The sequence below is a fragment of the Dehalococcoidia bacterium genome (assembly GCA_025060295.1).
Lineage (GTDB): Bacteria > Chloroflexota > Dehalococcoidia > Lucifugimonadales > HRBIN23 > HRBIN23.
On record JANXCH010000011.1, the window covers coordinates 178,039 to 200,962 of the forward strand.

Consider the following 22,924-nt stretch of genomic DNA (forward strand, 5'->3'; position numbering starts at 1 on the left):
CAAATGGCCTCTGGCACCGGAGGCAGCAACGCAACCGCAAACAACCCCTTGGGGGATGCACTCTGTTGCGAGGGCCCACCCCCAAGCCGATGCCGAGGGCTGTTTTTCAGATAGCGCACCGTGCCAACGGCCCCTGCAGGCATCCCCCCACACAGCACCTGACAGCCCCCCGTTCAGCGGGGTGCCCAGGAGTATTATGAAGTAAAGGTAACACCCCCACAGGGTGGTCATACGTCGGAGGGACGCAAATGAAGCCTTCAGCAGTCGCCTCGCCGTCTAACCCTCCAGGGTCCAGGCGATCCACCGTTGGGGTAACAATGCTGGGGGTGATGCTGGGATTGTTCCTGGCCGCCCTGGACCAAACCATCGTGGGCACTGCCCTGCCCCGCATCGTGCAGGACTTGGGCGGGTTCCAGCGCTACACCTGGGTAGCCACCTCCTACATGCTCGCCTCCACCACGGTGGTGCCCATCGTGGGCCGCCTCACCGACTACTATGGGCGCAAGGGGTTCTACCTGGGGGCCATCGCCGTATTCCTGGTGGGCTCGGCCCTGTGCGGCCTCAGCCAGACCATGACCCAACTGATTCTGGCCCGTGCCGTGCAGGGCCTGGGGGCTGGGGTAATGCTGGCTGTGGCCTTCATCATCATCGGCGACCTGTTTGCCCCCGCCGAGCGGGGCAAATACCAGGGGTTCATGAGCGCCGTGTTCGGGTTGGCGTCCGTTGTGGGCCCCACCCTGGGCGGGTTCATCACCGACGCCCTGTCGTGGCATTGGATCTTCTTCATCAACATCCCCATCGGCATCCCTGTGCTGGCCATCCTGGTGCGCTTCTTCCCCCAGTCGGGCGGGATGGCCCAGCGCCCCCGCCTGGACATCCCTGGGGCGGTGCTCCTGGTGCTGACCATGGTGCCTCTGCTGTTGGGCCTCTCTTGGGGTGGGGTGGACTACCCCTGGGCCTCCCCCCAGGTGGTGGGGGCACTGGTTTTCGCCGCAGCGATGGCTCTCCTGCTCATTTGGGTAGAACTGCGGGCGCAGAATCCCCTCATCCCCCCGGCCCTATTCCGCAACGGCATCGTAAGCATCTGCCTGGGGGCTATCTTCCTGACCGGCCTGGGCATGTTCGGTGCCATTATCTTCGTGCCCCTGTTCTTTCAAGGGGTGTTGGGGGCCTCGGCCACCAGTAGTGGCAGTTTCCTGACGCCCATGATGTTGGGGGTCATTACGGGTGCGACCCTGTCGGGGCAGGCCCTCTCCCGCCTGGGGGGGCATTACCGCCTGCACGGGCTGGTGGGCATCGCCATTATGGGCGTGGGGACTTTCATTTTCTCCCGCTTCGGGCCAGACACCTCCTATCCCTGGGCGGTGGGCACCGTGGTGGTGATAGGGCTGGGCCTGGGCATCACCTTCCCCGCCTTCACCATCGCCGTGCAGAACGCCGTTCCCCAAGAGGTGTTGGGCATCGCCACCTCGGCCACCCAACTGTTCCGCTCGGTGGGGGGGACGGTGGGGTTGGCCCTGCTGGGGGCGCTGGTTACCCAACGCTTCACCCACGCCTTTGCTGATGCCCTTCCGCCCCCGGTAGCATCCCGCCTCCCCCCCGTCCTCCTGGACAACCTTACCCGTAACCCCCAGTCCCTTCTGGGGCGGGGAGACCTCTCCGGAGGCGGCCCCCTCACCTCCATCCCCGACCCCCTTGTGGCTCAGGGGCTTGCCCAGGCCCTGCGCCACGCCCTAGCCGTCGCCATCAGCGATGTGTTCCTGGTGGCCACTATTGTGCTGGGTGTGGCCCTCCTGCTGGTGCTCTTTTTGCGGGAAATTCCCTTGCGCACCCGCCCCGACGGGGGGCACGAACCGATGGCCTAGCCTGCACAACGGAGGGGCGCACCGATGGCGACTTTCGCTCTGGCGTGGGGTGTGGCGCACCACCAGGGGCCCCGTCCGACGGACGAGGACGCCTGGTGCGTGCTCCCCGCCCTGGGGGGACGGCCAGGCACCCTCTTCGCAGGGGTGTTTGATGGGCACGGGGGGGCCGAGGCGGCGCGCCTGGCTGCCGACCTGCTCCCCCGCTTGTTCCTGGAGGCCCTGGCCGCCCAGCCCCCTGGCGCCCCGGAGGCAGTGCCCCACGCCTTCGTCCACGCCTACACCACCGCCTCGGAGCGCATCTGCTCCCAGACCGCCTCCGGCACCACCGCCGCCACCCTGTGGGTTACCCCTCATGGGGTGTGGCATGCCCATGTGGGCGACTCCCGTATCGTCCGTGTGGCTGGGGGCCAGGTGCACCGCCTCACCCGCGACCATCGGGTGCGCGACCCCCAAGAGTTCGCCCGCCTGCAAGCCCTGGGAGCCCAGTTCTGGGGGCCGTATGTAGTGCTCCCGGATGGGAGGGGGCTGGCCGTGGCGCGCGCTCTGGGCGACCCTGCCTTCGCCCGCTTCGTCATCCCCACTCCCGAGGTGGGCTTTTTGCCCCCACCCCACCAGGAGACCACCCTGGTGGTGGCCTGCGACGGCCTGTGGGATGTGGTCTCCGATGCCGAGGCGGGCGCCCTCGCCGCAGGGCACGCCGACGCTCACCAGGCGGCCCACCACCTGGTCGAGGAGGCCCTGACCCGTAACACCACCGACAATGTTACCGTCCTGGTGGTACGCATAACGCCCCGTAGCCAGTGAAAAACCGAGGGGCAGGGGGAATTCCCCTGCCCCTTCATCAGCACAAGGGAGAGACGGCTAGGAGGCAGGTGCGGGGGCCTGGGCCGTGGGAGCGGGCTGGCCGGCGGGTTGCGGCGGAGGCTGGGGCGGTGCGGGGTTGACAAGGTCCATTCCTAACGCCTGCGGGAACAGGGCAGCGATCTCCTCCACTGTCCAGCGCCCCCCGCCCGGCCGGCGCAGTTCCTTCACCACGGCGGGGTTATTCATCAGCCCCACGATGTTGCCCGCCACGTGGAAAATCTGCCCGTTCACGTGGGCCGCCTCGTCCGAGGCCAGCCACACCACCACCTCGGCCACCGCCTCGGGGGGACGGGGGAAGGTGCGGGGCACAACGGTGCTAGAGGAGACGATACCCCGCTGGGCGCGCAGTTGGCGGGCACTCTCGGGGACCGTCTGGGTCATGCGGGTCTCGGCTCCAGGGGAGATGACATTGCAGGTAACGCCATAGCGCCCCAGGTCGCGGGCGATGACGCGGGTGAAGCCGGCGATGCCATCTTTAGCCGCCCCGTAGTTGGCCTGGCCCGAGTTGCCCCACAGGCCCGACACCGAGGAGAAAGTGATAATGCGCCCGTAGCGCTTCTGGCGCATCACGATGGAGGCGGGCTTCACCACCGTGAAGGTGCCCTTCAGGTGGGTGGCGATGACCGCATCCCACTCCTCCTCGGTCATATTGAAGATCATCCGGTCGCGCAGGATGCCGGCGCAGGTAACCAGGATGTCAATGGTGCCGTAGGTGTTCAGGGCGGTCTTAATGATGTTCTCCCCGCCCTGCATCGTGGCCACGGTGTCAAAGTTGGGGACGGCCTGCCCCCCCTGGGCACGAATGAGATCCACCACCTCCTGGGCGGGTGCCTGGGAGAAGCCCGTGCCGTCCACTGCCACGCCGGGGTCGTTGACCACCACTTTAGCCCCGTGCTTGGCCAGGGCCAAACACACGGCGCGACCGATGCCCCGGCCACCGCCGGTAACCACAGCAACTTTCCCTTCCAGAAGCCTCGCCATAGCGCTCCTTTCTGCGGGTTGTTAGCGTGTAGGCTGGGTGGGGGCCGGCTGAGGGGGCTGGGGTGGTGCGGGATTGACCAGACCCTTCGTCAAAGTCTTGGGGAGCACCTCCCGCAGTTCCTCCGCCGTCCAGTAGCCTGTGGGCTTATAAATGGTCTTGATGAGGCGGGGCTGGGACATCAGGGCGATGGTGTCGCCATACACCAGGAAAATCTGCCCGTTGATATGGGCGGCGAAGTCGCTGGCCAGGTAGGCCACAAAGGGAGCCACATCCTCCGGCTGCCACTGGGCGATGCCCTCCTCCTCTTCTATGCCGGCGATGCCCCGCTGGGCACGAATTTGCCGTGCCGCCTCGGGAATGCCCGCCGTCATGCGGGTAAGGGCGCGGGGGGCGATGCAGTTGGCCGTTACCCCATAGCGCCCCATATCGCGTGCCACCACCTTGGTGAAGCCGGCGATGCCCGACTTGGCCGCCCCGTAGTTGGCCTGCCCCGAATTGCCGATGAGGCCCGATTCGGAGGAGAAGGTGATGATGCGCCCCGACCTCTGCTGACGGAAGATAACACAGGCGGGCTTCACCACCGTGAAGGTGCCCTTCAGGTGGGTGGCGATGACCGCATCCCACTCCTCCTCGGTCATATTGAAGACCATCCGGTCGCGCAGGATGCCGGCGCAGGTAACCACGATATCCAGTTTGCCGAAGGCGTTGAGGGCGGTCTTGATGATGTTCTCCCCGCCCTGCATCGTGACCACGCTGTCGTAGTTGGCGACGGCGTGTCCCCCCGCCTTGCGAATCTCCTCCACCACTGCATCGGCCACTGAGGTGGTGCCCCCGGTGCCGTCCACATTCACGCCGGGGTCGTTCACCACGACTTTCGCCCCCTCCTGGGCGAAAAACAGGGCGATACCCCGGCCGATGCCCCGCCCTGCCCCCGTAATCACAGCAACCTTATCTTTCAAGGTGTCTGGCATCCTGTCTGACCTCCTTTCGCTGCGTCGGATGGGGGTTACGCCCCCAGGGGGTTGGCGCGACTAGGCAGAATCACCGTAGCCGAGCCGGGCGTGGTGCGCTCCCCCTTGCTGTTTTCAATCCAAATCTCGCACTCCACAAAGTGCTGACCATCCTGCACATACTTGCGGGTAACCCGCCCCTTGGCCGTGAGGGTATCGCCCGGCACATCCATCCCCCGATATTGGCAGGAGAGCTTCTTGAGGGTGCCGTATTCGCCGATCCAGTCGGTGATGAGTTGGCCCAGCCAGGCGTTCTTCAGCGCCCCGTGGATGATGACCCCCGGCAAGCCGTTGGCCAAAGCGAAGTCTTTATCGTAATGGATTTGATAGAAGTCCCCCGACGCCCCCGCATACTTAACCAGTTGTTGGGTGGTGGGATGCTTCACCAGAGGGGGTATCTCCTGACCCTCGCTCACATCCTCCCAATAGAGCACCTTGCCCATAGCGCCTCCTCGCTCTGCTAACTGGGCTTAGTAGGCGATGCCGGTGGCCCGCTGGGTGGCCACCACCTGTCCAAACTGGTTGGTATAGATTATGTCCCGAATGATGAACAGCATTGGCCCCAGGCGCCCCTCCCGCAGGCGCACATCGGCGAGGCGTTGGACTACGGTGATGCGGTCGCCGGGGCGAATGGGCTCATGGTATTCCCACTCGCTCCCCCCGTCCAGGCGACGGGCGAGCGGGAAGTCGGGAACGGGCAGGGGATTGGGGGGGAAAGCCCGCAGGAAGGTGGGAGGTGCGACCATGCCCCCGTAGCGGGTGCGCCGCGCAGCAGCCTCGTCGGTAAAGAGCGGGTTCGGATCCCCTATGGCCTCGGCAAAACGGCGGATGTGCCCCGCCTCCACCTCATAAGTTACCGGCTCCGAGACACTCCCCACCGCCTTCTGGAGGGCTTGCAAGGCGGTGTGCACCTGGGCGGTGAGCGTCATCCTTTCCCCCTCTCGGGTGAACAGGTTGGCCACCCTCTAGTAACGAATGAGGGTAGAGCGTTGGGTGGCCACCTTCTGCCCGAACTGATTGGTATAGGTGATCTCCTGCACCACGAAGAGAGCCTGCCCCACCCGCAGGGGGCGCTCCCGCACATCCACGACACGCGCCACCGCCGTGATCACATCCCCGGGGCGGACCGGCTCAAAATACTCCCACTCGCTCCCAGCGTCCAGCAGGCGACTGCCCGGCAGGTCCAGGGCCACCATCTCGGTGCGCACCGCCCGCAGGAAGGTGGGGGGTGCGATGATCCCCCCGTAGCGGGTGCGCCGCGCAGCAGCCTCGTCGGTAAAGAGCGGGTTCGGATCCCCTATGGCTTCGGCAAAACGGCGGATGTGCCCCTTCTCCACGAGGGTGGAGACAGGGCGACTTTCCTTGCCGATAAGGGAGCGTCGCTGTTCCTCTGTGAGCAAAGGAGCCTGGGCCATGTGGGCACCTCCGAACCAGCAATCGGCCCAACCCGCAAGCAGTGTAGACAAGCCTCCTAAGGGTGTCAAGGGGGCGTGGGGCTTGACGCTCCCGTCCCCAAGGGGCTACCATTGCATTTATCCTGAAAGGGGAGTATTGTAGAATTGCCTGTGGTTATCGGCGTTACAGGGGGCATAGGCACGGGCAAGAGCACCGTCACCCGCATCCTGCGGGAGCTAGGGGCGGTGGTGATTGACGCCGATGCCCTGGGCCACGAGGCTTACCGTCCAGGCACCCAGGCCTGGCAGGAGGTGGTGGAGGCATTCGGCACAGACATCCTCCTCCCCAGCGGGGAGGTGGACCGCAAGCGCCTCGGTGCCATCGTGTTCAACGACCCCCAGGCTTTGGCCCGCCTCAACGCCATTATGCACCCCAAGATGTTCCGCATGGCCCAGGAGCGCATCCAGCAGGCCAAGGCGCAAGGGCACCAGGTTATCGTTCTGGAGGCGGCGATCCTGCTGGAGGCGGGCTGGGACCCTCTGGTGGACGAAATTTGGGTGGTCACGGCCCCCGAGGCGGTGGCGGTGGAGCGTGCCCAGGCCCGCACGGGCCTGCCGCGGGAGGCCATTCTGGCGCGGGTGCGTGCCCAGATGCCCCCGCAGGAGCGCATCCGCCGTGCCCACGTGGTGATTGACAACGCAGGGTCGCTGGAAGACCTGCGCCGACGCCTAGAAACCCTTTGGCAAGAACGCATCGTTACACGAAGGTGAGCACAATGCCCACAGCACGCAAACCCACCCTCTACAGAGAACTGCGCATTGAAGAGTATGTCGTCCGGGACGAGCCCTTCTACCTCCCCCAGGGCGACGAGGTGCAACTCTTCGAAACAGCGTACTACCAGAAGATTCCCGTTCTCCTGAAGGGCCCCACGGGGTGTGGCAAGACCCGTTTCGTGGAATACATGGCCTACCGCCTTAGCCGCCCCCTGGTGGTGGTGAAACCCGCCGACAAGGGGGAAGCCCCCCTGGGCGAGGAGCCTACCGAGGACGACTCCCCCCCGCGCCGCAACATCCCCCTGGTTACAGTGGCCTGCCACGAAGACCTGACCGCCAGCGACCTGGTGGGACGCTACCTCATTGAGGGGGAGGGCACCCGCTGGATAGACGGCCCCCTCACCCGCGCCGTGCGCTCGGGGGCCATCTGCTACCTGGACGAGATCGTGGAGGCCCGCAAGGACACCACGGTGCTCATTCACCCCCTCACCGACCACCGGCGCATCCTCCCGGTGGAGAAGCGGGGCATCCTCCTAGAGGCCCACGACGGCTTCCTCCTGGTCATCTCCTATAACCCCGGCTACCAGAGCGCCCTGAAAGACCTGAAGCAGTCCACCCGCCAGCGCTTCATCGCCATAGAGTTCACCTATCCGCCCAAGGAACTGGAGGCCAAGGTCATTGAACACGAGGCGGGGGTGTCCCCGGAGGTGGCGTGGCGTCTGGCCAAACTGGGGGAGAAGGTGCGCAACCTGAAGGAGCACGGCCTGCAAGAGGGCGTCTCCACCCGCTTGCTCATCTACGCCGGCAAACTCATCGCCAAGGGCATCCCCCCGCGCCGTGCCTGCCAGGTGGCGGTCGTATGGGCCCTCACCGACGACGCCCCTATCCAGCGGAGCATTGAGGAGGTCGTGGCCTCCATTTTTGAGTAGAGGCCTAACCGATGGAGACTACCCCCTTCTTCCAGCGTCTGCACGCCTCTTTGCACCCCCCCGGGGCCCTGACCATCCCCGATGAGGGGCTGGCCCCCTCGGCGGTGCTCCTGGTGCTCTATAGCAAAGAGGGCCTGCCCCACTTGCTCCTGAACAGGCGCACCGACCTGGTCGCTCACCACAAGGGGGAGATGTGCTTCCCCGGCGGGGCCGCCGCCCCCGAGGATAAGGACCTGCTGGCCACCGCCCTCCGAGAGACCCAGGAGGAGATGGGGATCCATCCCGCCGATGTGCAGGTGCTGGGGGCCTTGCCCTGGGTGCGCACCCGCTCCCGCTTCGCCATCTTCCCCTTTGTGGGGATCATCCCCTACCCGTACCCCTTCCGCCCCAGCCCGGTGGAGATCGCCGAGGTGGTGGAACTCCCCGTGCCTGCCCTCCTGGACCCGACCATTCTGCGCCACGAAACCCATGTGGACAACGGACGGGTGGAACAGCACCTCTCCTATGCCTACCGTGGGCGGGTGGTCTATGGGGCCACCGCCCGCATCCTAACCGCCTTCCTGACCATCGCCAGCCAAGCCCTGGGAAGGGAGCCACCATGGACGGGCACACACCGCTCACCCTGACGCAGATTTCCTTAGACCTCCAACGTTACCCCCCGGCCGTGCTGGAGGAATACACCCGCGCCCTGGGGGAGATGAGCCGGATGGCTAATGGGGAGCGCCTCCTGTGGTGGGCACGGCACGGCCTCGCCCTGGCCCAGCAAGCCCCCCGCTCCTGGGAGGCCGCCGCCGAGTACTTCAAAGCCAGCCCCACCGTGCTCCCCGTGCTCACCTGGGAGCAGTTCCCCCTCTGGGCACAAGGGGGCTATGACCTCTGCCAGCAGTCCCCGTCCATGGCCGTCGCCTACTTCCGCGCCGGGCCGGCCAGTGTCCCCCACATCCGCCCCTCCCGCATCCCCCAATGGGTAAGTCTGGGCCAGCGCTTCTACAAGGGCACCTGGAAATCTACCGCCTTGGCGGTGCGCTTCTTTGAGGCCAGCCCCTCCCTTCTGGCGTCTCTCCCCTTCCCCGACCTGGAGCGGTTCGTGGCCTTCCTGGAGCGCCTTACCACCCGCTCCTACGATTTAGCCACCGAGTGTCTGGTTCTCGGGGAGGAGGTGTTCCCCAAGATAGGGGAGCATCGGGATGCTTTCGTAGCCCTCCTCTCCGCCCTCTCGGAGACGGCCTCTTGGCGAGAGGTGAAGGCCTGCTTTGAGGCGGCCGCCCGCGCCCTGCCTCGCCTGGAGAGGTCCCAACGGGGGCGTTTCCTGCGCCTGGCCGAATGCCTGGCCAAGAGCGGGTATGCCAACCTCTCCACCTTCCTGCTGGAGGCCTCGGAGGCCCTGGCCCAGGTGGACGCCTCCGCCCACGCCACCCTGCTGGGTATGGCCGAGGCCCTCCAGGCAGTGGCCCCGGAGGCCCTCCCCGACTTTCTCAAGAACGCCCCCGCAGTGCTGGAGCGCATCACCCTCCCCCAGATGGAGGCGTGGTTTGCCGAGGGGGTGCGCCTGCTGCGCACCCACAAAGAGGCCGGCCTGGCCTACTTCCGCCTGGAGACCGTCCGCGCCGAGCAGGTGCTGGAGGCCCTCTCCTCGGCCGTAGAACTGGGGCGGGTCAAAGACCTTATGCGCCTGTACTGTCGCGCTCTGGCCGGCTCCCAGGTGGAAATCGCCTCCTCCCAGGAACTGGTTCAGAAGGGCATCGGCTGGGTGGACAAAGAGAAGCCCACCACCGAGGGCACCACTGTCTACCTGCCCCCCCTGGCCGACCGCTACCCCAGCAAGGCCGAAAACTTCGCCTGGTATAAAGTCATCGCCACCCACCAGGTGGCCCACTTGGAGTTCGGCAGTTTCACCTTCGCCTATCACCGCCCCTCCACCTGCTTCAAAGACCTACGCCCCACTCTCAAGCCCCCCTCCCTCCCAACCCAAGAGGCCTGGCTCACCGATATGCAGCGCTTCTTCGCCCTCTTTCCGGAAAAGCGCCTGGCCCTGGATATCTTCACCGTGCTGGAGGACGGGCGCCTGGACGCCCGGGTCAAACGGGAATACGCCGGCATCCGCACCCCCTACCAGCGGGTGCAGGAGGACTCCCTGGCCCAACGCCCCCCTCTGGAGAGCCTGCCCGCCCGGGAGGCCCTGGTGGAACTGCTGGTGCGCTTGACCCTTCAGCAGTATCGCCTCCCGACCCCCTTTCCGTACCTGAAGGAGGCCCGTGCCCTGGCCCGCCTGGTCCGCATCCTGACCCGTCCCGCCACCACGGTGGAGGACACCGCCGAAGCCACCCTCCGCGCCTATGCCATCATCTCCCGCGTCCCCAACGAGCACCTCCCCCAGGAGCAGTGGCAGGAGCAGGACTACAACCAGGAGCAGGAGGAGCAGGAGCAGCAGGAAGACACCTCCCTCCACCAGGTGCTCCAAAGCCTCTCCCCCCAGGATCGCCCCGAGCGCCAGCCCCACGAACAGCCCTATCAATCCCCCAAGCAGGTGGACTATCGGGGCGAGTTCAAGCCCGAACTGGTGCAACTGCTGGCCAAACTGAAGCAAACGGGGGAGCAGAGACAAAACCAATCCGCCTCCGACGCCATCACCCGCGAGCTTCTGGAGCAACTGCTCAAGGAGAGCGCCGAACTGGAGGCGGAGCAGGGCAATATCTCCCAAACGGTGGGCATGTTCGCCAACAACCTCATGCGGGAGGCGGGCATCGCCCAACCCCCACCTGTCCCCGCCTTTGGCCAGGGCCCGCTTATGCACATAGACGACGAGGGGGGCCCCCTGGAGACCACCGAGCCCCATACCTACCTCTACGACGAATGGGACTTCCGCGCCGGCGACTATAAGCCCCGGTGGTGCATGGTGCGGGAGAAGAGCATGGCCGAAGGGGATACGGCCTTCTGGGACCAGACCCTTCAGACCTACGCCGCTTTGGTGAACCAGGTGCGCAAGCAGTTTGAACTGGTGGTGCCCGAGACCTTCCGCAAGATTAAGCGCTTGAAGGACGGGGAGGAGTTTGACCTGGACGCAGTGCTGGAGGCGATGGTGGACCGGCGCGCCGGCCTCACCCCCTCGGAAAAGGTTTACTGGCGACGCAATAAGGTGGAGCGGGATGTGGCGGTGGTGTTCGTGTTGGATATGAGCGCCTCCACCGCCGAGGCGATTGAGGAGAGCAAACAGGAGTCCTGGGACGCCCCCGACGACCCGGTGGAGTATATGCTATGGCTCCGCACCCGCCGCGGGGAGCACCCCCGCCGCACCTATAAGCGCATCATAGACCTGGAGAAGGAGAGCCTGGTCATCCTGATCCAGGCCCTTCAGACCCTGGGCGACCAGTATGGCATCTACGGCTTTTCGGGCTACGGGCGGGAGAACGTGGAGTTTTACGCCATCAAGGACATCAAGGAGGCCTTCGGCGACTGCGTGAAACGGCGCATCGACAAGATATCCCCCCTCCACGCCACCCGCATGGGACCCGCCATCCGCCACGCCATCACCAAACTGGAAGCCGTGGAGGCCAAGACCAAGGTGCTGTTCCTCCTGAGCGACGGCCGCCCCCAGGACCGGGGCTATAGCCGAGAGGGCGTGGAGAAAGAATACGCTGTCCACGACACCCACAAGGCCCTGTTAGAGGCCAAGCAGAAGAACATCATCCCCTTCTGCCTCACAGTGGACAAGAACGGGCACGACTACCTCAAGACCATGTGCGCCGACATCGGCTACGAGGTGCTGGCGGACATCTACTCCTTGCCCCAGCGTTTGCCCTTCCTGTATCGCCGGCTCACTGTTTAGGTCTATGGCCCTCTCCCGCAAGCGTGCTCTGGCCTATGCCGAGAAGGTGCTGGCCACGCCCCGCGCCCACCTGAGTGTTACCTTGCGGCAGGGGAAAGGAGGGGTAACCCTCCTGCACCGGGGGCGGGCTCTTACCGTCTGCCCCCTGTCCCGCAACGGCATGCAGGCGGCGGTGTTTGTGGCCCGGGCGCTGGGGGTGCCCGTGCCCCCTCTGGGCCAGAAGGTGCAGGCAGAGGTGTCCACGGGCGTCCTGTGGCGGGCCATCGCCATCTCCTGCCTGGACTTCCGCAAGCCCTCCAGTTACATCCTGCTGGAGCGCTTGTTGGAGGAGGCGGAGACCTTGCGCGGCACCACCTCGGCGGAGATGTAGGCCCCGTCTGCTAGCATGGGATTGTCAAGGGATATCCCATAACTTATCCTACCCTCAAGGAGGGTGCATGCTCCGTGCCCCCCGCTTTTGGTTAGGCATCGGGGGGAGCCTGCTGTTCCTTGGGTTGTTCCTCTGGCGGGCCGACATTCCCCAGATGCTCCATGCCCTGCGCCAGGCCAACTACTGGTATGTGCTCCCGGGAGTGGGGCTGTATTTTGTGGCCCTCTGGTTCCGCACCCTGCGCTGGCGGGTTATCCTGCACCCTTTGGGGCGTCCCTCCCTGGGGCGTCTGTGGACGGTGCTGACGGTGGGCTATATGGCCAACAACCTCTTACCTGTGCGCTTGGGAGAACTGGTGCGGTCCTACTTCCTTTGGGAGAAGGAGCGCATCAGCGCCACCTCCGCCCTGGCCACCATCGTGGTGGAGCGGGTGTTTGATGGCCTGACTCTGCTCCTGTTGGCCCTGCTGATGTGGTCGTTTATGCCCATGGCCACCATCCTGCAATCCCTGGGCGCCCAGACGGGCATCAATTGGCTGGTGCTGACCCTGGGGCTGAGCGTTCCCTTTTTCGTGGCGGTGGGGGTGCTGGTCGTGGTGGCGTTATTCCCCAAGGGCACGGTCAGGGGGCTGCTCGCCGTGGGCCGTGGGCTCCCCCCCCGTTTGCGGACCCCCGCCTTGGGCCTCGGGATACGCTTCCTCAACGGCCTGGCGGTGCTCAAAAGCCCTCAGCGGTGGGGCATGATCCTCGGCCTCTCCCTGCCCGTGTGGCTGGCCGAGGCGTCCATGTTTGCGGTCATCGGCGTGGGCTTTGGTCTGGAGGGGGAGTTGGGGGGATGGGGCGCGTTAGGGGCGGCTATGGTGCTCACCGTGGTGGTGGCCAACTTGGCCTTATCCATCCCCTCCACGGGGGGTGGTGTGGGGCCTTTCGAGTTCTTCGCCGCCGCCACCTTGACCATCTTGGGTGCCCCGGCCAGTAGCGCGGCGGCTTTCGCCTTGGTCGCCCACATGGCGCTCCTGGTCCCGGTAATCCTTCTGGGGCTGATCTACCTGTGGGCGGAGAACATCTCCCTAATGCGCCTGGCTCGGGAGAGCCAACGCCCCGAGATGGTGATCTCCTCGGCACGAAGCAGTGAAGGCAGGGGGTAGGCATGCGCGTGGGCATCATCGGCGGGGGGGCGGCGGGGCTGGCAGCCGCTTACGAACTGGTGCGCCAGGGCCACCAGGCGGTGGTCTTTGAGCGGGCCACCTTCCTGGGGGGGCAGGCCAGCACCTTCACTGTGGGCGGGGCGCGCTTGGAGCGGGGCTACCACCACCTGTTCACCAGCGATGTGGACATGGTGTGGCTCATCCGGGAGGTGGGCCTGGGCCAGCGGTTGGCGTGGATTCCGTCTAAAGTGGGCCTGTTCTATGGAGGGCGCATCTGGAACTTCACCACCCCCACAGACCTTCTGCGCTTCGCCCCCCTGACCCTTCCGCAACGCCTGCGCCTGGGCCTCATCAGCCTCTCTCTGCAACGCTATCGCAACTGGCGCGCCCTGGAACCCTACACCGCCACCCAGCGCCTCCCCCGCTTGGTGGGGCAACGCCCCTACGAGGTGGTGTGGGAGCCCCTCCTACGGGGCAAGTTCGGGCGCCACTACCAGGAGATCGGCCTGGCCTGGTTCTGGGGGAAAATCGCCTTGCGCTTCGCCTCCCGAGGGCGGTTGATGGCCCAGGAGCGCCTGGGCTACCCCATGGGCAGTTTCGGGGAGGTGTTTGACATCGTGGGGGAGCAGGTTACAAAGCACGGGGGGCAGGTGCACCTGGCCACCGCCGTGCGCCGCGTGCTAGTGGACGGGGAGCGGGCCGTGGGGCTGGAGGTGGACTCCCCCAACGGTACACGCCAAGAGGCCTTTGACGCTATTATCGCCACAGTGCCGTCCTTCATCTTCCCCCGTTTGGTGCCATCTTTGCCCTCGGCATACCTGGAGCGCCTGACAGGTGTTACCTACCTGGCGGCCGTGCTGATCGTCCTGGTGCTGCGGCGTCCCCTCTCCTCTATCTACTGGCTCAACATCGCCGACCGGAGCATCCCCTTTGTGGCGATCATTGAGCACACCAACTACATCCCCCCGCAGCACTACGGGGGGAAACACATCGTCTACATCTCCAACTACCTGGACAAAAACGACCCTCTGGCGCGTATGAGCCACCACGAGTTGCTGGAGACCTATCTGCCCCACCTGCGCCGCCTCAACCCCGCTTTTGACCCATCCTGGATTGAGGAGAGCTACTACCATCGGGAGGAGGCCGCCCAGCCCATCATTACCACCCACTACTCCCGCCGCATCCCGTCCCATCGCACGCCCATCAAAGGTCTCTACCTGGCCAACACCACCCAGATTTACCCCGAGGACCGGGGGACCAACTACAGCGTGCGCCTGGGGCGGAAAGTGGCCCGCATGCTTCTGAAGGACTACGGCCTGCCCGTGCAGGGGAAGTTGCCCCGTCCAGCCATCCCCGACAGCATCACCTCGGCCGAAGAGTGGGCCTGACGGGCTACGCCTACGACCCCGTCCTCTCTTAGGGGCAGGTGCCCCTTCCCCACGCCAAGCGCCTTTCCGTGCACCCTGCGTCGCGGCTGCACTAGGGTGCATGCTATACTGGCTTCGGGTGGTCCCCGATGAGCACATCCCCCCAACAGTTCGGAGATCTCTTACAGTTGCTCCGCCAGCACCCCGAGTGGCGGGAGGAATTGCGCCGTTGGGTGCTGACGGAGGAGGTGTTGGCGTTGCCCCCGGTGGTGCAGGCGCTGGCCGAAGCCCAAAAGCGTACCCAGGAGCACTTGGCCCGCCTGGCGGAGCACCAGGAACGCCTCACCCAACGGGTAGAAGATCTCGCCCAGGGCCTGGTCCACCTGACGCAGCGGATAGACGCCCTTACCGAGCGGGTGGACACCCTCGCCCAAGACCTCGTCATCCTCACCCAGCGGGTGGATGACCTTACCCAACGGCTGGACACCCTCACCGCACGGGTGGACACCCTCCCCCAGCGGGTCGACGACCTCACCCAACGGCTGGACATCCTCACCGCACGGGTGGACGCCCTCGCCCAAGACCTCATCATCCTCACCCGGCGAGTGGACGCCCTCACCGAGCGAGTGGATACCCTTACGCAACGGCTGGACGCCCTGACGGCACGGGTGGACACCCTCACCCAGCGGGTGGATGATCTTACAGCTCAGGTAGAAACCCTCACCCGTCGGATGGACCAGCTGACAGAGCAGATGCGCACCCTGGTGGAGGTGCAGCAGCGCATGGCGTCCGACCTAGGGCAGGTGAAGGGCTGGGCAGCCGAGGCCCGCTACCGCACCTATGCCCCCGCCTACCTACGGGAGTTGGTGCGGCGCACCCATGTCCTCACCACCGAAGAGGTGATGCACCTTCTGGAAGACCTGGAGGCGGCGGGGCGTCTCACCCACCAGCAGGTGGCTTCGCTGGCCGAGGCTGACCTGCTGGTGCGGGGGCGATGGCGCAGGGATGGGCGGGAGGTCTACCTGGTGGTGGAGGTCTCCTGGGGCGTGGGGCTGGAGGATGTGGTGCAGGCACGGAAGCGGGCGGATATCCTGTCCGCAGCGGGCCTGGAGGCGGTGCCCGTCGTGGCGGGGGCGTGGGTGGCCCCCGACGCTTCCCAGGCAGCGCGGACGATGCAGGTGTGGCAGGTTACCGACGGCACCGTTGCCCCTCCTGGCGACGCTCAAGGTTAGCCCTTTCTAGGGACACCGCCACACCCCTTCCCCCTTGCAGAGGCGGGGCAACCATGCTACCATCCTTGTGATAGTTGCGACTTTCACGAGGTGGTGTGGTGTCCTCCTCCGATGAGGCCCTCCGCCAGCGCATCCGCCAGGCCATCGCCAGCCAGCCCCAGCCTACGGTAACTGTCCTGTCGTCCCTCCTAGCGGTGCAGGATGCGGTGGGCTGGCTCCCCCCCGAGGCCATAGAAGAGGTGGCCCGCCACACGGGCGCCACCGTTAACGATGTGTGGGCCGTAGCGTCCTTTTATACCAACTTCCGCTTCACCCCGCCCGGGATCCACACCATTGAGGTGTGCTGGGGGCCTACCTGCCACCTGCTGGGTGCCCAAGCTATCCTGCGGGCAGTGCAGGAGGCGCTGGGCCTGCCCGGCGAGGGCGATACCCCCGATAAGCGTTTCTCCCTGAAACTGAACACCTGCCTCGGGGCCTGCGCCCAAGCCCCCGCCCTCCTCCTGGACCACCACCTCTACGGGCGGGTCACGCCCGAGCAGGCGCGCCGCCTCCTGCAGGGCCTGAACCACACTGCCCCCCACCAGGAGGCCCCATGACCACCTACGCCACCCTGGCCCAAGAGGCCCGCGCCCACTGGGCTGCCCTACACGAACGCCCTTGGATTCGGGTGGGCACCGCCATCTGTGGGAAGGCGGCGGGTGCCCAAGAGGTGCTCCACGCCCTACGGCGCGCTGTGGAGCGCCGGGGCATCCCCGCCACCGTGACCCCTGTGGGGTGCATCGGGTTGTGCTTCGCCGAGCCGTTGGTAGACATCCAAAAGCCCGGCCGCCCCCGCATCTTCTACCAGAAGGTTACCCCCCACCTGGCCGCAACCCTGGTGGAGGACTACCTGCTGCAGGACAACCCCCGCCCCGACCTGGCCCTGGGCACTCTGGGGGGACGGGTAGAGGGCATCGCCCCCCTGGAGGAGCACCCCGCCTGGAAACCCCAGGTGCGCATCGCCACCCGCAACTGTGGCACGGTGGAGCCTGCCAACCTGGCCCACTACATCGCCAACGGGGGCTACCAGGGCCTGGCCAAAGCCCTGACCGAGATGAAACCCGCCCAGGTGATTGAGGAGGTTACCAAGTCGGGCCTACGGGGACGGGGCGGCGCCGCCTTCTCCACCGGCGCCAAGTGGAACTTCCTGGCCCGCGCCCCCGGCCCCGTCAAGTACATCCTGGTCAACTGCGAGGAGGGCGACCCGGGCGCCTTCAACGATAAGGGTATCCTGGAGAGCGACCCGTTCACCCTCATTGAGGGGTGCACCATCGCCGGCTACGCCACCGGCGCCACGAAGGGCTATGTGTTCATCCGCCACGGGCACGAAGGCCCTATCACTTTCACCCGCAAGGCCATCCAGGAGGCCTACAAGGCGGGCCTGCTGGGCAAAAACATCCTGGGGAGTGCCTTCTCCTTTGATATGGAGGTGGCCCTCACCGGAGAATCCTATGTATCGGGCGAGGAGACGGCCCTGATGGAGGCCATTGAGGGGAAGCGGGCTATGCCCCGCTCCCGTCCCCCCTTCCCTGCCCAAGTGGGCCTCTGGGGCAAGCCCAGCAACATCAACAATGTCAAGACCCTCTCTTATGTGCCCGAGGTTGTGGCGCGGGGCGGGGCCTGGTTCGCCTCCATCGGCACCGAGAAGAGCAAAGGCACGGCCATCGTTTGCCTTTCGGGGCAGGTCGCCCGTCCCGGCTGGTATGAGGTGCCTTTCGGCCTAACCCTGCGCCGAGTGGTGGAGGACATCGGCGGGGGCACCGGCACCGGACGCCCCGTCAAACTCCTGCAAACAGGGGGGCCGCTGGGCGGCGTGCTGGGTGCCGAACGCCTGGACATCGCCCTGGACTTTGACGGCATGGCCCAGGCGGGGGCCATCTTCGGCTCGGGGGGCATCATCGTCGCCGATACTGCCACCTGCGCCGTAGACCTGGTGCGCAACCTGGTGGCCTTCTGCCAGTTTGAGTCGTGTGGCAAGTGTTTCCCCTGCCGCTTGGGGTTCACCCATATGCTGGAGGTGCTGGACCGCATCGCTGCCGGCCAGGGGCGCCCCAGCGACCTGGAGGCTATGCGCACCATCGGCCAAGCTATGAGCCTGGGTTCCCTGTGTGGGCACGGGCAGTTGGGCTTCAACCCAGTGCACTCGGCCCTGCGCTTCTGCGCCGAGGACTTCCGCATCCACTTGGAAGAGCGGCGCTGTCCCACAGGGGCGTGTGAGCCGCGCCTTTCCCTCCCCAAGCGGACGCGTCCCGAACCTGTAGGGGGGTGGTATGCCCGACACTCTTACGCTCACCATTGACGGGAAGCAGGTTACCGCCCGCCCCGGCCAGACCATCCTGCAAGTGGCCCTGGACAACGGCATCTACATCCCCTACCTGTGCTACTTCCCGGGGATGAAGCCGTGGGGGGCGTGTCGGATGTGCGTGGTGGAGGTGGAGGGGGGGCGGGGCACCCCCGCCTCCTGCACCACACCCGTGGCCGATAAGATGGTGGTGAAGACCAATAGCCCCCTCCTGCAATCCCTGCGCCAGGGGATTCTGGAACTGCTCCTCTCGGAACATCCCCACGGGTGCCTCACCTGCCACCGCATTGAACTGTGCGGCCCCACCGATGTCTGTTTGCGCCACATCCGTGTTACCGACCGCTGTGTGGTATGCCCCAAGAACGAGCGGTGCGAACTGAAGGACACGGTGCGCTTTGTGGGCGTCCCGATGGAGACGCCCCTCCCCTACAACTACCGCAACCTCCCCATTGAGGTGCGGGATCCCTTCTACGACCGGGACTACAACCTGTGCATCGTGTGCGCCCGATGCGTGCGGGCGTGCGAGGAACTGCGGGGCGACAACGCCATCTGCATGGTGGAGCGGTCGGGCACGGCCCTGGTGGGCACCTCCCGGGGCACCTCCCTTCTGGAGTCGGGGTGCGAGTTCTGCGGAGCGTGCATTGATGTGTGCCCTGTGGGTGCCCTCGTGGAGCGGGCGTGGAAGTGGGAGAAGGCGGTCTCCACCACTTTCACCACCTGCCCCAACTGCCCCGTAGGGTGCCAGATGAAGGTGGAGGTGGACCGCAAGGGACGCCTCATCCGCGCCATCGGGGATTGGAACGCCTTCAACGGGGGGATGCTCTGCTACAAGGGGAAGTTCGGCCTGGAGTTTGTGAACGCTCCCAGCGCCCTGCGCACCCCCCTTATGCGGCAGGACGGCCACCTGCGGGAGGCGTCCTGGGAGGAGGCGCTGGACTACACCGCCCAGCGCCTGGCGGGGTATAAAGGCTCCTATGCGGTGCTCCTGGGTCTGCGGGCCACCACCGAGGATGCCTACCTGGCCCAGAAGTTCGCCCGCCTGGTGATGGCATCCAACGCCATTGACGCCGCCTACCCCACCCGCCCCTTCCTGCGCACCCCCCTGGAGGAGGCCCTGGGGGCCTACGCCGCCACGGGGAGCCTCTCAGCTCTGAAAGACGCCCGCGCCGTGCTCGTGGTGAACAGCAACATCACCGAGGAGCACAATGTGGCGGCGGTGCCCATCAAGCGGGCCAAGAAGGCGGGCACCGCCCAGGTGGTGGTGCTCGACCCCCGCGAAGTGGAACTGACCCGCTATGCCGACCTTTGGCTTCGCCCCTTCCCCGGGACCGAGCACCTGGTGGTGGGTGCCCTGGTGCGCCTGCTCCTGGAGGAGGGCTTGGCCCCCAAGGACGGGGCGAACCTGGAGGGCTTGGACGCCTTGCGCCAGAGCCTGCAGGCCTTCGCCCCCGATGCGGTTGCCCTGCGCTCGGGCGTGCCCCTGGATGCCCTGCGGAAGGCGGTGCGCCTGCTGGGCGGGGTGCGTCCCCTTGCCATCCTTTACAGCCTGGACAACCTGCCCCCCGCCCATGGGGAGGCGGTCGCCCGCGCCCTAGTGAACCTGGCCCTCCTCACGGGCAACGAGGGGTGGCTCTTCCCCTTGCCCCCGGGCACCAACCTGCAGGGCTTGCTGGATGTGGGGGCCGTGGCGGGCTACCTGCCGGGCCACGCCCGCCTGGGAGACGCCACGGCGCGCCAGCGCCTGGCCCAGATGTGGGGGGCCGAGGTGCCCTCGGCTCCCGCAGTGGACTTCCCAGGCATCCTGGCGGGAATCGCCAGCAAGCGGGTGCGGGCCGTGCAGATCGTGGGCAACAGCCCCGCCCTGGATACGCCCGCCGTCAACGCCTTGGCCGCGGCCGAGTTTATCGTCGTGCACGACCACCTGCTATCGCCTTTGGCGCGGGTGGCGGATGTGGTCTTCCCCTCGGCTACCTTCGCCCAGCGGGACGGCTCCTACACCAGCCTGGAGCGGCGGGTGCAACGGGTGCGGGGGGCGGTGCCCCTGCGGGGCCAGGAGCGCCCCGATTGGTGGGTCTTCAGTGCCTTGGCCCAACGGATGGGGGGGGCGGGCTTCGCCTTCGGCTCGTGGGAGGAGGTGTGGCGGGAGATGGCAAGTGCAGTGCCCGCCTATGCCGACCTGGGGCCGGGGCGGTTGGGCGGGGTATGGCCCCTGACGCCCCAGCGCACGCGCCTGTTACCCCTGCCGGCGCTCGACCCCGCCGATGTGCGCACCCCCGAGTTCCCCCTGGCCCTGGCAGTCGGGCGGGTGCTCCTGCAGGAGGGGCGGGAGATGCACATTGTCCGCCGCGGACGCCTGAACACCATCCAGAGGGACGAGGTGGTGGAGGTGCACCCCGCCGATGCCCAACGCCTGGGCCTATCTGATGGGGCCATGGTGGATGTGGTAACCCCCCAGGGGCGGCAGAGGGCGCGGGTGCAGACCTCGGGGACGGTCCCAGGGATGGTGAGCATCACCGGCCTGTTCGGGCAGTTGGCGGTGCAGTTGGCCTCCTCCGAAGCCCCCGATCCCATGCTGGCGGTGCCGGGGCTGTCGGTGCTCCCCGCCCGCTTGGAGCCGGTGGCGTAGCCCTCTTGTCCCCTCAGTGCCAGGTCTCCTCGTGGGAGCGTGCTTGGCGGCGGAGCCTCTGCTGGTGCTGAGCCAGGCGGGCCTCCTCGTCAGTGGGCTGGTAGGTATCCAAAAAGGCCCTCTGCCACTGGGGAAAGCGTCCCTCCACGATAGCCTGGCGTGCCTGAGCCATCAGGCGCTGGTAGAAGCGCAGGTTATGCACAGTCGCCAGGCGGAAGGCTAGCAGCTCCTGGGCGCGGAAAAGGTGGTGCAGGTACCCTGCCCCAAAATGGGTGCAGGTGAAGCAGTCGCACCCCTCCTCCAGAGGCCCCCGTTCCAGACGCCAGCGGGCGGCGGTGATGTCTATACGCCCCTGGCGGGTGTAGATGCCCCCCGTGCGCCCCGTGCGGGTGGGGAGCACACAGTCAAACAGGTCATACCCCATGCCAATGCAGTGCACCAGGTCGTCGGGTGCGCCCACGCCCATGAGGTAGCGGGGCTTGTGGGCGGGCAGGAAGGCGACGGTGCCCTGGGCGATCTGCAGGAACAGGGCCTTGTCCTCCCCGACGGAAAGCCCCCCGACGGCGTATCCTTCGCAGTCCAGGGACACAAGGCCCTGAGCAGAGGCTTGGCGCAGGGCCAGGTCGTGCCCGCCCTGGACAATGGCGAACAGAGCCTGGTCGGGGCGGGTGCGGGCGCGGACGCACCGTTCGGCCCAGCGCTGGGTGCGCTCCACCGCTCGCCGGAGGGCATCGGAGGAGGCCCCATAGGGTAGGCACTCGTCCAGGCAGGTGATGGCATCGGCTCCCAGCGCCTCCTGGATGCGGATGGCTTCCTCAGGTGTCAGCCAGCGGGTGGAGCCGTCCAGGTGGGACTGGAACAGGATGCCCTCGTCGGTGGTGCGGCGCAGGTCGCCCAGGGAGTAGACCTGGAACCCCCCCGAGTCGGTGAACAGGGGGCCGTCCCAGCCCATAAAGGCGTGCAGGCCTCCGAAGGCTCGCACCACCTCCGCCCCCGGCCGCAGGGCCAGGTGGTAGGCGTTGCAGATGAGGATGTGGGTGCCGCAGGCGCGGGCCTCCTGGGGGGTAAGGGCTTTGATTGAGGCCTGGCTGGCCACAGGCATAAAGGCAGGAGTGGGCACACGGCCGTGGGGGGTCAAGAGCCAGCCGGCGCGGGCAGAGGCGCAGGTGGCTTCCACCTGAAAGGCAAAGGCGCTCATCAGCCTATCCCATCAGCCAGCGGTCCAACGGCATCCCCAGGAACACGGCCCCCAGAAACGGATAGGCCGACAGGCGGAAGGGGCGGATGGCCAAAGGCGGTAGCGGTGAGCGCGCCATCCGCCAGCAGGCCCAGGCCAGAAGCAGGCCGGTGAGGCCCGCCCCCACCCAGAACAGAGGGCCAAACCGCCCCACAAGGGCCATCACCACCACCACCCCCAGCAGGGCCACCGACAGGGCAAAGCACAGCCAGGGCGCAAGCCCCCGCCCCTTGTCCAGAGGAAAGATGTTCACCCCCGCCCGCAGGTAGTCCTCCCGATAGGCCAGCATCAGCGTCCACACATGCACCGGCACCCACAGGGCCACCAGCAGGGTCAGGAGGCCCAGAAGGGGGGTCATCTGGGGGTGCATGGCGAACCAGGCCACCCACACCGGCCCGCAGGAGGAGACGATACCCAAGAAATGGGTCGCCCAGGTCTTGCGGGCCACCAGGGCACACACCACCGCCAGCGCCCCCGCTCCGAAGGCGAGAGGGTGCAAGACCCACGCCATCCCCAGGGACACGGCCACCAGCCCCGCCGCCCAGATACCTGCCTCGGCGGGGCGTAGGAGGCCCCGCGGGAGCACCCGCCTTTGGGTGCGGCGCATGCGGGCGTCCACCCCCCTGTCGAGGAAGTTGGTCAGCCCATTGGCCCCCGCGCTCCCCAGGAGCACCGCCAGCGCCGTCCAGAGGAAACGCATCGGCGTTGGCTGCAGGTCGGCAGCCACCAGGGCTGTCGTCCACCCCATTAGAGCCAGGAGAAGGGTCTCCCGGGGCTTGAGCACAAGGATGTAGGCGAGCGCCCGCTGGCCGAGGGACACACCCTCTCCTGCCCGCAGAGACGAGACAACGCCCAACACGCGTCCTCCACAGGGTTCTCCTGCTAGTATAAGGGGTGTTATACTGGCGGTGAGGCTGTCTAAGGCGAAGCGCTACGCCCCAGGAGCGTGAGGGGTGTGGG

Annotated in this window: 20 protein-coding genes; 13 read left to right on the plus strand and 7 right to left on the minus strand. The window is 66.6% G+C overall.

Annotation, left to right across the window (positions count from 1 at the left end; translation table 11 throughout):
- The first annotated feature begins 317 nt into the window (after positions 1-317).
- Together NZ951_05970 and NZ951_05975 are read left to right on the plus strand one after the other, a co-directional pair.
- Positions 318-1,865, plus strand: a complete 1,548-nt coding sequence (locus NZ951_05970; GenBank protein MCS7207462.1) for an MFS transporter — start codon at positions 318-320, stop codon at positions 1,863-1,865.
- Positions 1,866-1,889: 24 nt separating this feature from the next.
- On the plus strand, positions 1,890-2,669 hold the full coding sequence (locus NZ951_05975) for a protein phosphatase 2C domain-containing protein (protein MCS7207463.1): 780 nt from the start codon (positions 1,890-1,892) through the stop codon (positions 2,667-2,669).
- Between the two features lie 57 nt (positions 2,670-2,726).
- On the opposite strand, the gene NZ951_05980 is transcribed toward NZ951_05975, so the two are convergent.
- From NZ951_05980 to NZ951_06000, 5 genes are read right to left on the minus strand one after another with little or no spacing between them, the layout of a single operon-like run.
- Complete coding sequence (locus tag NZ951_05980; GenBank protein ID MCS7207464.1) at positions 2,727-3,710, minus strand: SDR family oxidoreductase; 984 nt, start codon at positions 3,708-3,710, stop codon at positions 2,727-2,729.
- Positions 3,711-3,731: 21 nt separating this feature from the next.
- Positions 3,732-4,682 carry an SDR family oxidoreductase gene (locus NZ951_05985; protein ID MCS7207465.1) on the minus strand — a complete coding sequence of 317 codons (951 nt, stop codon included), beginning with the start codon at positions 4,680-4,682 and terminating at the stop codon, positions 3,732-3,734.
- A gap of 35 nt (positions 4,683-4,717) precedes the next feature.
- The gene (locus NZ951_05990; protein ID MCS7207466.1) at positions 4,718-5,164 is read right to left on the minus strand and encodes a MaoC/PaaZ C-terminal domain-containing protein; all 447 of its coding nucleotides are present in this window, start codon (positions 5,162-5,164) and stop codon (positions 4,718-4,720) included.
- Between the two features lie 27 nt (positions 5,165-5,191).
- Positions 5,192-5,650 carry a MaoC family dehydratase N-terminal domain-containing protein gene (locus tag NZ951_05995; protein ID MCS7207467.1) on the minus strand — a complete coding sequence of 153 codons (459 nt, stop codon included), beginning with the start codon at positions 5,648-5,650 and terminating at the stop codon, positions 5,192-5,194.
- A gap of 36 nt (positions 5,651-5,686) precedes the next feature.
- Positions 5,687-6,187 carry a MaoC family dehydratase N-terminal domain-containing protein gene (locus tag NZ951_06000; protein ID MCS7207468.1) on the minus strand — a complete coding sequence of 167 codons (501 nt, stop codon included), beginning with the start codon at positions 6,185-6,187 and terminating at the stop codon, positions 5,687-5,689.
- A gap of 99 nt (positions 6,188-6,286) precedes the next feature.
- Here NZ951_06000 and coaE point away from each other — a divergent pair, with 99 nt between their 5' ends.
- The 11 genes from coaE to NZ951_06055 all read left to right on the plus strand — a co-directional run bounded on the left by coaE (position 6,287) and on the right by NZ951_06055 (position 20,727).
- The gene (coaE, locus tag NZ951_06005) at positions 6,287-6,886 is read left to right on the plus strand and encodes a dephospho-CoA kinase (GenBank protein MCS7207469.1); all 600 of its coding nucleotides are present in this window, start codon (positions 6,287-6,289) and stop codon (positions 6,884-6,886) included.
- Positions 6,887-6,891: 5 nt separating this feature from the next.
- A complete protein-coding gene (locus tag NZ951_06010) occupies positions 6,892-7,818 on the plus strand; it encodes a CbbQ/NirQ/NorQ/GpvN family protein (GenBank protein MCS7207470.1) in 927 nt (308 codons plus the stop codon).
- Between the two features lie 11 nt (positions 7,819-7,829).
- Positions 7,830-8,444 (plus strand): CoA pyrophosphatase, encoded by a 615-nt coding sequence (locus NZ951_06015; protein ID MCS7207471.1) that lies wholly within the window; start codon positions 7,830-7,832, stop codon positions 8,442-8,444.
- Positions 8,417-11,644: a VWA domain-containing protein gene (locus tag NZ951_06020; protein MCS7207472.1), complete on the plus strand. Its 3,228-nt coding sequence runs from the start codon at positions 8,417-8,419 to the stop codon at positions 11,642-11,644. The genes NZ951_06015 and NZ951_06020 overlap by 28 nt, the downstream gene beginning before the upstream one ends.
- Positions 11,645-11,648: 4 nt before the next feature.
- Positions 11,649-12,014 carry a hypothetical protein gene (locus NZ951_06025; GenBank protein MCS7207473.1) on the plus strand — a complete coding sequence of 122 codons (366 nt, stop codon included), beginning with the start codon at positions 11,649-11,651 and terminating at the stop codon, positions 12,012-12,014.
- 67 nt (positions 12,015-12,081) lie between these two features.
- Complete coding sequence (locus tag NZ951_06030; protein ID MCS7207474.1) at positions 12,082-13,161, plus strand: flippase-like domain-containing protein; 1,080 nt, start codon at positions 12,082-12,084, stop codon at positions 13,159-13,161.
- Between the two features lie 2 nt (positions 13,162-13,163).
- Positions 13,164-14,549 (plus strand): NAD(P)/FAD-dependent oxidoreductase, encoded by a 1,386-nt coding sequence (locus NZ951_06035; GenBank protein ID MCS7207475.1) that lies wholly within the window; start codon positions 13,164-13,166, stop codon positions 14,547-14,549.
- 128 nt (positions 14,550-14,677) lie between these two features.
- Positions 14,678-15,760 carry a hypothetical protein gene (locus NZ951_06040; GenBank protein ID MCS7207476.1) on the plus strand — a complete coding sequence of 361 codons (1,083 nt, stop codon included), beginning with the start codon at positions 14,678-14,680 and terminating at the stop codon, positions 15,758-15,760.
- A 98-nt stretch (positions 15,761-15,858) separates the two neighbouring features.
- The gene (locus NZ951_06045) at positions 15,859-16,356 is read left to right on the plus strand and encodes an NAD(P)H-dependent oxidoreductase subunit E (GenBank protein ID MCS7207477.1); all 498 of its coding nucleotides are present in this window, start codon (positions 15,859-15,861) and stop codon (positions 16,354-16,356) included.
- Entirely contained in the window at positions 16,353-18,098 is a 1,746-nt protein-coding gene (locus NZ951_06050) for an SLBB domain-containing protein (protein MCS7207478.1), read from the plus strand. Before NZ951_06045 ends, NZ951_06050 begins: the two co-directional genes overlap by 4 nt.
- The gene (locus NZ951_06055) at positions 18,070-20,727 is read left to right on the plus strand and encodes a molybdopterin-dependent oxidoreductase (GenBank protein ID MCS7207479.1); all 2,658 of its coding nucleotides are present in this window, start codon (positions 18,070-18,072) and stop codon (positions 20,725-20,727) included. Before NZ951_06050 ends, NZ951_06055 begins: the two co-directional genes overlap by 29 nt.
- 13 nt (positions 20,728-20,740) lie before the next feature.
- On the opposite strand, the gene tgt is transcribed toward NZ951_06055, so the two are convergent.
- Both tgt and NZ951_06065 read right to left on the minus strand, forming a co-directional pair.
- On the minus strand, positions 20,741-21,925 hold the full coding sequence (tgt, locus tag NZ951_06060; GenBank protein ID MCS7207480.1) for a tRNA guanosine(34) transglycosylase Tgt: 1,185 nt from the start codon (positions 21,923-21,925) through the stop codon (positions 20,741-20,743).
- A 4-nt stretch (positions 21,926-21,929) separates the two neighbouring features.
- Positions 21,930-22,784: a UbiA family prenyltransferase gene (locus NZ951_06065; GenBank protein MCS7207481.1), complete on the minus strand. Its 855-nt coding sequence runs from the start codon at positions 22,782-22,784 to the stop codon at positions 21,930-21,932.
- Positions 22,785-22,924: the final 140 nt, after the last annotated feature.

What these genes read in the sequence shown, in the direction of transcription:
- NZ951_05970 (MCS7207462.1), top strand. Translation starts at nt 318, where the DNA reads ATGCTGGGGGTGATGCTGGGATTGTTCCTGGCCGCCCTGGACCAAACC.
- NZ951_05975 (MCS7207463.1), top strand. Translation starts at nt 1,890, where the DNA reads ATGGCGACTTTCGCTCTGGCGTGGGGTGTGGCGCACCACCAGGGGCCC.
- NZ951_05980 (MCS7207464.1), bottom strand. Translation starts at nt 3,710, where the DNA reads ATGGCGAGGCTTCTGGAAGGGAAAGTTGCTGTGGTTACCGGCGGTGGC.
- NZ951_05985 (MCS7207465.1), bottom strand. Translation starts at nt 4,682, where the DNA reads ATGCCAGACACCTTGAAAGATAAGGTTGCTGTGATTACGGGGGCAGGG.
- NZ951_05990 (MCS7207466.1), bottom strand. Translation starts at nt 5,164, where the DNA reads ATGGGCAAGGTGCTCTATTGGGAGGATGTGAGCGAGGGTCAGGAGATA.
- NZ951_05995 (MCS7207467.1), bottom strand. Translation starts at nt 5,650, where the DNA reads ATGACGCTCACCGCCCAGGTGCACACCGCCTTGCAAGCCCTCCAGAAG.
- NZ951_06010 (MCS7207470.1), top strand. Translation starts at nt 6,892, where the DNA reads ATGCCCACAGCACGCAAACCCACCCTCTACAGAGAACTGCGCATTGAA.
- NZ951_06015 (MCS7207471.1), top strand. Translation starts at nt 7,830, where the DNA reads ATGGAGACTACCCCCTTCTTCCAGCGTCTGCACGCCTCTTTGCACCCC.
- NZ951_06020 (MCS7207472.1), top strand. Translation starts at nt 8,417, where the DNA reads ATGGACGGGCACACACCGCTCACCCTGACGCAGATTTCCTTAGACCTC.
- NZ951_06025 (MCS7207473.1), top strand. Translation starts at nt 11,649, where the DNA reads ATGGCCCTCTCCCGCAAGCGTGCTCTGGCCTATGCCGAGAAGGTGCTG.
- NZ951_06030 (MCS7207474.1), top strand. Translation starts at nt 12,082, where the DNA reads ATGCTCCGTGCCCCCCGCTTTTGGTTAGGCATCGGGGGGAGCCTGCTG.
- NZ951_06035 (MCS7207475.1), top strand. Translation starts at nt 13,164, where the DNA reads ATGCGCGTGGGCATCATCGGCGGGGGGGCGGCGGGGCTGGCAGCCGCT.
- NZ951_06040 (MCS7207476.1), top strand. Translation starts at nt 14,678, where the DNA reads ATGAGCACATCCCCCCAACAGTTCGGAGATCTCTTACAGTTGCTCCGC.
- NZ951_06050 (MCS7207478.1), top strand. Translation starts at nt 16,353, where the DNA reads ATGACCACCTACGCCACCCTGGCCCAAGAGGCCCGCGCCCACTGGGCT.
- NZ951_06055 (MCS7207479.1), top strand. Translation starts at nt 18,070, where the DNA reads ATGCCCGACACTCTTACGCTCACCATTGACGGGAAGCAGGTTACCGCC.
- tgt (MCS7207480.1), bottom strand. Translation starts at nt 21,925, where the DNA reads ATGAGCGCCTTTGCCTTTCAGGTGGAAGCCACCTGCGCCTCTGCCCGC.